Annotated in this window: 9 protein-coding genes; 6 read left to right on the top strand and 3 right to left on the bottom strand. The window is 59.9% G+C overall.

Going from position 1 to position 11,008, the window contains the following annotated elements; genetic code table 11:
• Positions 1-218: 218 nt before the first annotated feature.
• Positions 219-1,232, top strand: a complete 1,014-nt coding sequence (locus HU739_RS16375; RefSeq protein ID WP_186548572.1) for an ABC transporter substrate-binding protein — start codon at positions 219-221, stop codon at positions 1,230-1,232.
• A gap of 95 nt (positions 1,233-1,327) precedes the next feature.
• Here the strand turns inward: HU739_RS16375 and HU739_RS16370 are convergent, their stop codons facing one another.
• Positions 1,328-2,248: a LysR family transcriptional regulator gene (locus tag HU739_RS16370; protein WP_186548570.1), complete on the bottom strand. Its 921-nt coding sequence runs from the start codon at positions 2,246-2,248 to the stop codon at positions 1,328-1,330.
• A gap of 181 nt (positions 2,249-2,429) precedes the next feature.
• Here HU739_RS16370 and HU739_RS16365 point away from each other — a divergent pair, with 181 nt between their 5' ends.
• Entirely contained in the window at positions 2,430-3,335 is a 906-nt protein-coding gene (locus tag HU739_RS16365; RefSeq protein ID WP_186548568.1) for a TauD/TfdA dioxygenase family protein, read from the top strand.
• Between the two features lie 133 nt (positions 3,336-3,468).
• Here the strand turns inward: HU739_RS16365 and HU739_RS16360 are convergent, their stop codons facing one another.
• Entirely contained in the window at positions 3,469-5,085 is a 1,617-nt protein-coding gene (locus tag HU739_RS16360) for an alkaline phosphatase family protein (RefSeq protein ID WP_186548566.1), read from the bottom strand.
• 190 nt (positions 5,086-5,275) lie between these two features.
• Positions 5,276-6,220, bottom strand: a complete 945-nt coding sequence (locus HU739_RS16355; RefSeq protein ID WP_186548564.1) for a LysR family transcriptional regulator — start codon at positions 6,218-6,220, stop codon at positions 5,276-5,278.
• Between the two features lie 165 nt (positions 6,221-6,385).
• On the opposite strand from HU739_RS16355, the gene HU739_RS16350 reads away from it, so the two are divergent.
• From HU739_RS16350 to HU739_RS16335, 4 genes are all read left to right on the top strand, one after another.
• Complete coding sequence (locus tag HU739_RS16350) at positions 6,386-8,746, top strand: TonB-dependent receptor (protein ID WP_186548562.1); 2,361 nt, start codon at positions 6,386-6,388, stop codon at positions 8,744-8,746.
• 273 nt (positions 8,747-9,019) lie between these two features.
• Positions 9,020-9,817: an energy transducer TonB gene (locus HU739_RS16345; protein WP_186548560.1), complete on the top strand. Its 798-nt coding sequence runs from the start codon at positions 9,020-9,022 to the stop codon at positions 9,815-9,817.
• A 45-nt stretch (positions 9,818-9,862) separates the two neighbouring features.
• On the top strand, positions 9,863-10,588 hold the full coding sequence (locus HU739_RS16340; RefSeq protein ID WP_186548558.1) for a MotA/TolQ/ExbB proton channel family protein: 726 nt from the start codon (positions 9,863-9,865) through the stop codon (positions 10,586-10,588).
• A gap of 1 nt (position 10,589) precedes the next feature.
• Entirely contained in the window at positions 10,590-10,991 is a 402-nt protein-coding gene (locus HU739_RS16335) for an ExbD/TolR family protein (protein WP_186548556.1), read from the top strand.
• Positions 10,992-11,008: the final 17 nt, after the last annotated feature.

The following is an 11,008-nucleotide window of genomic DNA, read 5'->3' as shown; positions in this document are numbered from 1 at the left end:
TTCTATTAAGAGATAAGCAAGACCATTTAAGGCTTCCAGAGCGACGCGCATCCAATGCATTTGAAGAATATTTTCGATGTCCTTAATGCATGCGCCGCCACAGCCCCCGGCTACGCTTGCTTAGCGCAAAAAACTATAAAAATGTGCATTTTTAGTATTTAAGTGAAGATGCGCATTCAGCCTACTTTCGGCTTCTCAGCGATCAAGGAGCCGCACCCATGAACCTTCCCTTCAAACGTGTCATCAGCCTGTTGGCCGCCCCGGCACTGGCAGGATTGCTTGCGCTCAGTGCGCAGGCCGAGGAGCTCAAGGAGATTCGCATCGCCGTGCCCGACCTCAGCGCCGGTACGCAGCACAGCGGCGGCGGTATCGTCGATGTGTTGCGCGATCAGCAGATCTTCGAAAAGGCCTTCGCCGAGCAGGGCATCAAGATTCAGTGGAGCTTCTTCAAGGGCGCCGGACCGGTGATCAACGAGGCGTTTGCCAATGGCCAGGTGGATCTGGCCTATCTCGGTGATCTCGCCGCGATCATCGGCAAATCGAACGGCCTGGACACGCGCTTGCTTAGCGCGTCCGCGCGCGGCGTCAAGCAATACCTTGGCGTGGTGCCGGGTTCGGGAATCAAGACCCTGCAGGATCTCAAAGGCAAACGCGTGGCGATCTTCCGTGGGACGGCGACGCAGCTGTCGTTCGATGCGGCGCTGGCGAGCCAGGGCTTGAGCGAGAAGGATGTGAAAGTCATCAATCTGGATTTCAACGCAGCGGTGTCGGCGCTCGCGGCCAGACAGATCGATGCCTCGTGGGGCAGCTCCGCTTTGAGTGCTTTGCAAGCCAAAGGCCTGGCGGAGTTGCCGCTCAACACCAAAGACCTGGGCGGCGCTGGTAGCGTGCAGGCGGTTTTGCTCGGCAATGGCAAGTTTGTCGACGCGCACCCTGAAGTCATCGCCAGACTGCTCAAGGCGCAACAACAGGCTGTGCAATGGTTGACTCAGGACAGCAACAAAGACGCCTATGTACAGTTGGTGTCGGGGCTGGCGAGCTATCCGCCAGTGATCCTCGCTCAGGATCTGAAAGATCAGAATCTGAGCGAGATTTTCCCCTCGACGCTGGACCCGGTGTTCCTCAGCAGCCTGCAGGACAAGGTCGACCTGGCGGCGCAGCAGAAGCTGATTCGCAAACCGTTCAAGGTCAGTGATTGGGTGGCGCCTGAGCTTTCTGCAGCGCAACTTTGAATTTTCGGCGTCTGGTCTGGCGCTATCGCGAGCAGGCTCACTCCTACATCTGGAATGCGTTCCCCTGTAGGAGTGAGCCTGCTCGCGATGGCGTTCTAAACAGCAACGCGATCTTCTTGGCGATCCACCGCCACCAACGTCTCGATCATCGCCCGGGCCGCCGGTGACAGACGAAACCCGGTGCGGCTGACGATGCCGCAGCGTGCGTTCATGCTCTCAAGGTTTTGTGGCAGGTTGCGCCAGTGCAATAACACCAGCGAACCCTTGGCGACGTCCTCGACAAATGCCTCCTCCGTGCCGACACCGATCGCATTGGATTGCAGCACGACTTTGACCAGTGCCGGAAAGTGCTCGGTTTCGATGGTTGGCGAAAAATCGATGCGCCCGCTGAGGTTCGCCAGCAGCTTGCGAATGCCCGGCGGGATCAGCGTGGCGGCCAGCGGGTAGTCGAACATGTCGTTGGTCGACAGGCTTTCCTTGGCCAGCAACGGGTGCCCCGGCCGGCAGAAAAACACCCCGCGCTTGGGCGTCAGTGGTTGGGTCTGAAAGTTCGGATCGGCCTCGAAATGGCGGATGTCGGCGATGAAGAATTCGATCTCTTCGCGGCTCAGCGCTCGGCTGAGTTTTTCCCAGTTATCCACCTGGAAGCAGGTGCGTACTTTCGGGTGCGCGTTGATGAACTGCGCCACCGCATCCGGCACCAGTTTCACCGCCGGCGCCGGGCCGCAACCGAAGTGCACTTCGCCGGCATCGAGCTTGGTCATCTGCGTCACTTCGGCGCTGAGCAACGCCGCGCCCTGTACCAGGCTCAGGGCGTGTTGCAGCACGACCTGACCTTCTGGCGTCGGGCGCAAATCCTTGTTGCCGCGATCGACCAATACGCAGCCGAACTCCTGCTCAAGCCCTTGAATGCTGCGGCTGAACGCCGGTTGGGTGATGCCCATCGCGTCCGCCGCACGGACAAAACTGCGGTGCTCGTTGAGGGCGATGAAGTAGCGCAACTGGCGAAGGTCCATATGCTTTTCCGGCATCCTAAAAATAGCCCGAAGGCATTTGCGACGAGGGTTGCTTGAGGTTTTAAATGCAAGCTCTTATTCCGTCAACGAAGCATGCAAGTATCTATTAGATGTAAATTGAATATAGATAGAGCGTTGTTTCGCTGCCGTTCAACCGCAAGCAGTCGATGAGGGTCTTCCCATGAGCAATGCCGCACTCGCTGTAAAACCCGCTCTCCACACGCTGGACATTCACCCGGTGGCCGGCCGTATCGGCGCCGAGATTCGCGGTGTGCACCTGTCCGGTGAGCTGGACGCGGCCACTGTCGAAGCGATTCAACAGGCGCTGGTCGAATACAAAGTGCTGTTCTTCCGCGAGCAAACTCAGCTCGACGATCAGCGCCAGGAAGCCTTCGCTCATCTGCTCGGCGAGCCGGTGGCGCATCCGACGGTCCCTTCGCGCGAAGGCACGCGTTATCTGCTCGAGCTGGACGGCGCCGAAGGGCAGCGCGCCAACTCCTGGCACACCGACGTGACCTTCGTTGACGCTTACCCGAAAGCCTCGATCCTGCGTTCGGTGGTCGCCCCGGCCTTTGGCGGCGATACCCTTTGGGCGAACACCGCGACGGCGTACAGCGGCTTGCCGAGCGAGTTGCGTGAACTGGCCGACAAACTCGTCGCCGTGCACAGCAACGAATACGACTACGCCAGCGCCAAACCGGATGTATCGGCAGAAAAACTCGAGCGTTATCGCAAGGTGTTCACCTCCACGGTCTACGAGACCGAGCATCCAGTGGTGCGCGTGCACCCCGTCAGCGGCGAAAAAAGCCTGCTGCTGGGGCATTTCGTCAAGCGCATCAAGGGCTATTCGCAGGCGGATTCGGCGCACCTGTTCGGCTTGCTGCAAAGCCATGTGATCCGCCAGGAAAACACCGTGCGCTGGCGCTGGAAGGCCGGTGATGTGGCGATCTGGGATAACCGCTCGACGCAGCATTATGCGATCGATGATTACGGCACCCAGGACCGTGTGGTGCGCCGGGTGACGCTGAAGGGCGAGGTGCCGGTGGGCGTGAATGGGCAGCGCAGTCAGACCATCAAAGGCAATTGAGTTTGATGATGATCGTCGGCGTCTGATCGGGCCTCTTCGCGAGCAGGCTCGCTCCCACAGTGGATTTTTGTCGAACACAACGGATGTGATCGACGCCAAACCCTGTGGGAGCGAGCTTGCTCGCGAAGGACTTTTACCACACGCCGATCTGAACGACTTTCTCGCTTTCAGGCTCACCATAACGAAACCGCTGTCCGCGAAAATCGATCTCTTCATGGCTAATCGTCGTACGCCGCTTCAGCCCACGCACCCACTCGAACAGATACCCCAGATGCTCCTCGCGCACCGCCGCATAAGCCGGGTCATCCCCCAGATCGCGCAGCTCCTGCGGATCTTTCTGCAGATCAAACAGCTGCGGTCGAAAACCGTCGTACGCCAGGTATTTCCAGCGCTCGCTGCGCACCATGGTCATGCGGCAGCGGTCGATTGGCTGGCCGAGGCGTTCGCGCGCCGGGGCCTGGAAGGCATAGTCGTATTCGCTGATTGCATAGCGGCGCCAATCCGGATTCTCGCCCAGCAGCAGCGGTATCAACGAGTGCCCTTCGAGCCGGTGCTCGGCTCCCGGTAATCCCAGCGCCTGAAGAAATGTCGGCAGCGCGTCTATGGTTTCCACCAAGCGCTCATCCACTGTGCCGCGAGTGACATCCGCCGCTGCCCGCGGATCGCGCACGACCAGCGGCACACCCACTGCCTGTTCCAGCAAAAACTCCTTTTCGCCGAGCCAGTGATCGCCAAGAAAGTCGCCGTGATCGCTGGTGAACACGATCAAGGTGTCCTCCCAGCGTCCATTGCTCTGCAAAAAATCCAGCAGCCTCCCCAACTGATCATCCACTTGCTTGACCAGGCCCATGTAGGTGGGGATTACATTTAATCGTACTGAATCGCGGGAAAAATTGAGGCTTTCCTCATGCTGGCGAAAGGCAGTGTAGACGGGGTGATTGCTGGCTTCGGAGGGCGTCGCGCGGACCGGTTCGAGAATCGATTTCGTACTGTACAGCGCATGGTACGGCGCCGGTACGATGTAGGGCCAGTGCGGTTTGATGTAGGAAAGGTGTAAACACCATGATTTCTCGCCTTGCTCGGTGATGAAGTCGATGGCGCGATTTGTAGTGTAGACGGTCTCTGAGTGTTGCTCGGGAATACGTGCTGGCAAATTCGCATGACGCATTTTCCAGCCGCTGAGGATTTCGCCATCTTCGCCTTCGGCGGCGTTGGCCCAGTCGTGCCAGGGATTGCGCCCGTCGAAACCGTGGTCGCGCAGATAGTGGGTGTAAGGCGCGGATTCGCGTTTTTCGTCAAACAGCGGATCGTCGGGATAGATGCCGTCATGGCGCATGTACGGTTCAAAACCGACTTCGTTGAGGATGGTGGCTTGATCGCTTCCAGGGTCGATCGCCAGACGCTGCAGGGCGTCGACATTTGCGGTCGCATGGGTCTTGCCGACCAGCGCGGTACGAATCCCGTGGGGACGCAGATAATCGCCAATCGTCAGTTCATCCAATGGCAACGGCACGGCATTCCACGCCACCTGATGGCTGCTGACGTAGCGTCCGGTGTAAGCCGACATCCGCGACGGGCCGCAGATCGTGCCTTGGGTATAAGCGCGGGAAAAGCGCACGCCTTCAGCAGCGAGTCGATCGATGTTGGGCGTGTGCAGATGCGGGTGGCCGTAGCAGGACAGGTAATCGCGGCGCAGTTGATCGCACATGATGTAGAGCACGTTGCGCACGGGATTGGGCGGGGTGGGCATGGGGTTCACCGGTCAATGGGACAGGTGAGGGTTTTCGCTTTCGGTGGGGGAGTTCGGCAAGTGCATTTGAGGAATGCGATTTATGCAGCGATTGCATTGGTGCAAGGGCTGCCGCCATCGCGAGCAGGCTCACTCCTACAATTGGAACGCGGTCACCTGTAGGAGTGAGCCTGCTCGCGATAGCAATGGATCAAACAGCAAAATTCTCCAACGAACACACCTCCTCATCCATCGCATCAATCGCCTTGATCTGCTCAATCATCGCCTCGGCCAACGGCGACAATCGATACCCCGCGCGGCTGACGATCCCGTAGCGGGTGTACAGCTCCTCAAGATCATCGGCCAGGCCTTCGATCTTCAGGCACACCAGCTCAGCCTTGGCCAGATGCAGCGCATCGGAATAAGCGCCGACAATCCCGATCGCCTCCGAACGCAGCACCACGCTCAGCAGACTGGAGCTGTTTTCGCACTCTACGCTGGGCGTGAAATCCGGGCGGCCGCTGAGGTCGACGATGACCTTGCGCAGGTTCGGCGGACGAATGCTCACTGCCAGTGGATAACTCATCAACTGCTCGGCGCTGACGCGTGCAAACGCCGTCAGCGGATGCCCGGCGCGGCAGCAGAAATGCCATTTGCGCGGCCGCAATCGGTGCGTCAGGTAATCCGGGTCGGCCTCGAATTGCCGGGTGTCGGCGACGAAGAATTCGAACTCTGCGCTGAGCAGGCGTTTGCTCAGGCTCTGCCAGTCATCGACCTGGAACTGCACGCGCGCTTTCGGGTAACGGCCGATGAAGGCGCCAATCGCGCGCGGAATCAATCCGGCTGCCGGCGCCGGCCCACAACCGAAACGTAATTCTCCGGCTTCAAGCCCATTGAACTGGCTGATCTCGTTGGCCATTTGTTGCGCGCCGCTGACCAGTCGCCGCGCATGTTCGAGCAGCACCTGACCCTGTTTGGTCGGCGGCAGTTCCTTGCGCCCACGGTCGACCAACTGGCAGCCAACGCTGTGTTCCAGCGCCTGAATACTGCGGCTGAACGCCGACTGCGACAGGTTCACCGCCTGTGCGCCAGCGACGAAGCTGCGTTGTTCAGCCAAGGCGATGAAGTGACGAAGTTGGCGCAGATCGATATGCATTTTTCACATAAAAAATATCCGGGAAATGCATTGGATATGCATTACGTCGACTCCTTATAAAGGCAATCTCTTATGCAGTAAATATTTGTAAATCCATAAATAAATAACTTAAAAGAATATGCAGCGCTGAAGATGTCTGTGTGTTTTTTGACCAGGAGCCGCGCCATGAGTCCGTTGAACCTCGAGTCACCCCCATCACCCCGACGGCTCAAACGCCTGCCTCTGGCCCTGTTGCTGGCAGGCAGCGCCAGTTGGACCCACGGTTATGCTGCCGAGGCCGAAACCCCGCCGCCGGTCCCGGCAGATAAGGCGGCGGCCAACAGTTCGCAACTGGAAACCGTGACCGTCACCACCCGTCGCCGCGAGGAAAGTTCGCAAGACGTGCCGACGCCGATGAGCGTGGTCAGCGGGCAGAATCTTGAGGCGCAACGGGTCTACCGGATTCAGGATTTGCAGCAACTGGTGCCCAGCGTCAATGTGGCCTACATGCACGCGCGCCAGTCCAGCGTGTCGATCCGTGGTCTGGGCAACAACCCGGCAAGTGACGGCCTGGAAGGCAGCGTCGGCTTGTACATCGACAACGTTTATCTGGGGCGCCCGGGGATGGCGGTCTTCGATCTGATGGACATCGAACAGCTCGAAGTCCTGCGTGGGCCGCAGGGCACGCTGTTCGGCAAAAACACCACCGCCGGAGTGATCAACATCAGTACCCGCGCGCCCAGTTTCACGCCTGAGCGCAGCATCGAAACATCGGTGGGCGAGGACGGTTATTTTCAGACCAAGGGCACGATTTCCGGGCCGCTCAACGATCAACTGGCCGGACGCTTTTCCGCTTATCGCACGCGCAGTGACGGCGACATCAAAAATGAATACGACGGTCATGACCTCAACGGCGGTTCGCGCGAGGGCTTCCGTGCGCAGTTGCTGTTCAAGCCCAATGAAGATTTCAATCTGCGCTGGATCGGCGATTACAACGAAGAAGATTCCAGTGCAGGCACCCGCGTGCTCTACAACACCGGGCCGACCATCAACGGCGTCAATCTATATGAATCGCGGGCCAGCACGGCCGGGGCGACGCTGGTCAATGGCCGGCACCGCAAGGTCAATCTCGACAACGAGCAGCACGTCACCGTGCATCAGGGCGGCACGTCGGTGGAAGCCAACTGGACGCTGCCGAGCGACTTCACCCTGACCTCGATCAGTTCCTATCGCTTCTGGAACTTCACCCCGCGCAACGACGACGGCCTCAACGTGCCGGCCAGTTACAACGCCGGCGTGTCGGTGGAAGACAAACAGTATTCACAGGAATTTCGCCTGGCCTCGCCCAAGGGCGAGTTCTTTGATTACGTCGTTGGCGCCTACTATTTCGGCTCGGACCTGGACAACAAATCCTTCGCCTGGTACGGCCCGCAGGCCGATATCTGGAATGGCACGCCGGCGGGTGCGCTGGCTAACGTCACCAGTGTCGGCAATGGGCATATCAAGACCGATAGTTTCGCCCTGTTTGCCCAAGGCACCTGGCACCTGACCGAGCGCCTGGATTTCACCGCCGGGGTGCGTGGCACTTATGAAGAGAAAAACGCCTGGGTCAGCCGCAACGCGCCGTCCGGCGGTGTGGCGGTGGCGGGCGCGGCAGCCAATGCGCGCCGGGGGCGTGCCGGCGCCTACGATTCCGGTGACTTGAATCAGTACAGCTCCAGCCCCTCCGGTCTGCTCAATCTGAGCTATCGCATCACCGACGACGTGCTCGGTTACGCAACGCTGTCCCACGGCGAAAAATCCGGCGGGGTCAACCTTGCCGTCGGCTCTGCACCGACTGCTGGCGCCGACTCGCTGTTGATCGGTACCGAACGCGCAAATAACGCCGAACTCGGTTTCAAAAGCACCCTGTGGGATCACCGACTGCAACTCAACGCCAACGTGTTCTGGACGCAGGTCAACGCCTACCAGACCAACGCCTACGACGCCGCGAACCGCGTGCAGTACCTGACCAACGCCGGTTCGGTGCGCTCGCGCGGCATCGAGTTCGAAAGCACGGTGGTGCCGCTGCGTGGCCTGACCCTGAATTTCAACGGCTCCTATAACGACGTCAGCTATCTCTCCTACAAAGATGCGCCGTGCCCGCCTGAAGTCAGCCAGGCCCCTGGCGCACCGGCCTCCTGCGACCTCAGCGGTCATCAAGTGGTCGGCGCGTCGAAATGGATCGGCAACGCCAACGGCGAATACAAATGGAATCTCGATAACGGCTTCGAGCCTTATGTCACCGGCAGTTATGCGTTCCGCTCCAAAGCGGTGGGCACGGTCGAGGATTCCGATTACGGCCAGATCCCCAGCTACGCCGTGGTCAACTTCTCCACGGGCCTGCGCGGCGATTTCAATCAGGGGCAGTGGGATGTGTCGCTGTGGCTGAAAAACGCCTTCGACAAAACCTACTACACGACCCTGTGGACGGGCGGCAACGGCGGCTATGAAGGCCTGCTCGGTACGCCGCGGACCCTTGGCGTCACCGGCCGCTATGACTTCTGATGAGCGATGCCGGATTTTGATGCCGCGAGTGAATACTTTCGATGCCTGCAAAGCATGCGGTTTTTCAGCCATCGCTGCAGCCCGCGCGGCGTGCGGCTTTGGAAAAAATGACCGGTTTTTTATTCCATAAATGCCTAACTATAACGTCAAAGGTTACTTTCGGAGATAAGCGAAAGGCCCAATGATCGACTCGTCAATCGACCGTGGGGGATTCAACAAACGGTGGATCGACAGTTTTTGTAGCGAACGCAAAAGACCGCAGGGAGTGAATCAATGGGCAATGTCCAGACCGCCGCCAGCGCAGGGGAATTGCTGTGGCGTCAATCGCCGGTTGGCGAACTGGTCGATCTCGGCCGGCCGCACCGCCTGCCGTTAGGGCAGTTGCGTTTGCAGCGTGCGCCCAAGGGGACTTTGAGCCGGCGCGAAACCATTTTGCTTGGCGTGCTGGCGCTGCTGGTGCATGGCGCGGTGATCTACTGGATCAGCCAGAAACCGACACCGGTGCTACCCGTCGTGCCGCCGGAAATTCCACCGATGACTATCGAATTTTCACGCCCGGCACCACCAGCGCCTCCGGCCGTCGTGCCGCCACCGGCGCCTGTGGTCGAGCCGCCAGCGCCGGTGGAGGACGAGTTGGCGGTGAAACCGCCTCCGCCCAAGCCGATCCCGAAACCCAAACCTGTGGTTAAACCTGCGCCTAAACCAGCGCAGAAAGCGGTAGAGCAACCGCCAGCACCACCGAAACCGGCAGCGCCGGTCGCCGCGCCCGCTCCACCCGCGCCACCGCCCGTGACGCCGGCATCAGCCAACGCTGCGTACCTGAAAAACCCGGCGCCGGAATACCCGTCGCTGGCCCAGCGTCGCGGTTGGGAAGGCACGGTGTTGTTACGGGTTCACGTGCTGGCCAGCGGTAAACCGGGCGAAATTCAGATCGCAAAAAGCAGTGGCCGGCAGCAACTCGACGACGCCGCGCTCAACGCCGTAAAGCGTTGGAGTTTCGTTCCGGCCAAGCAGGGTGATGTCGCCCAGGACGGCTGGGTCAGCGTGCCCATCGATTTCAAGATTCATTAAACCGAAACCAAATTCGCGCGAAATGTTTACACGAGGGAACACATCATGACGTTACTGGCATCTCCACTGGAATCCATCGAAAGCGCGGTGATCTGGCTGCTGGTGGTTTTTTCCGTCGCCACCTGGGGTCTGGCGTTGCTCAAGGCTGTGCAGTTCGGGCGCCTGAAAGCGCAGGACCGCCAGTTCCACAAGCGCTTCTGGGCGGCGTCGAGTCTGAACGCTGCCGCCGAACTGAGCGAAACCCGGCCCGGCGCCGCGGCACGGGTGGCTCAGGCCGGGTATGCGGCGATACAGGTGGGCGAGGCGCCGCAGACCAGTGATCTGAGCCAGGCGATCAACCATCAGGATCGCCTGGAACGCGCCTTGCGCCAGCAGATCGTGCGTGAGCGACGTTCGCTGGAAACCGGGCTGGCAGTCGTCGCAAGTATTGGTAGCACCTCGCCGTTCATTGGTCTGTTCGGCACGGTGTGGGGAATCATGGAAGCATTGAAGGGCATCAGCGCGGCCGGTTCGGCGAGCCTCGAGACCGTGGCCGGCCCGATCGGTGCGGCACTGGTTGCGACCGGTGTGGGTATCGCCGTCGCGGTGCCGGCGGTGCTGGTTTACAACTACTTTTTACGGCGTTTGAAACTGACCGCGGCGGATCTTGATGACTTCGCCCACGACTTCTACAGCCTGGCGCAGAAGAGTGCATTCATGGTGCTGATCCACCCGACTGCGCACAAGGTTGCAGCGCCGGGCAACGCAACGAAAGTGAAGGAGGCGTCCTGATATGGCCTTCTCCACGCAAGACAGCGACGAGGTGCTTAGCGAGATCAACGTGACGCCGTTGGTGGACGTGATGCTGGTGCTGCTGGTGGTGTTTATCGTCACCGCGCCGCTGCTGACCAATGCGATACCGATCAACTTGCCGAAGACCGAGGCGGTCGCGCCGGTTGAGCAAAAGGATCCGCTGGTGGTGAGCATTGACGCTGCCGGCAAGCTGTTTATCAACAAGGATGAGATTCAGCCGGACTTGTTGGAGTTGGGTCTCCAGTCGGCGAAGGCCAAGGACCCGCAAGTGCGCGTGCAGTTGCAGGCCGATGACGGGGTGAACTACGGCGAAGTGGCGCGAGCCATGGCTTCGATCGAGCGCGCAGGGATCACCAAATTGTCGGTGATTACTGCGCGGTAACAGGATTGACGATTTTC

This window comes from Pseudomonas hamedanensis, from assembly GCF_014268595.2.
Lineage (GTDB): Bacteria > Pseudomonadota > Gammaproteobacteria > Pseudomonadales > Pseudomonadaceae > Aquipseudomonas > Aquipseudomonas hamedanensis.
This window is presented reverse-complemented; position numbering and strand designations above follow the sequence as displayed.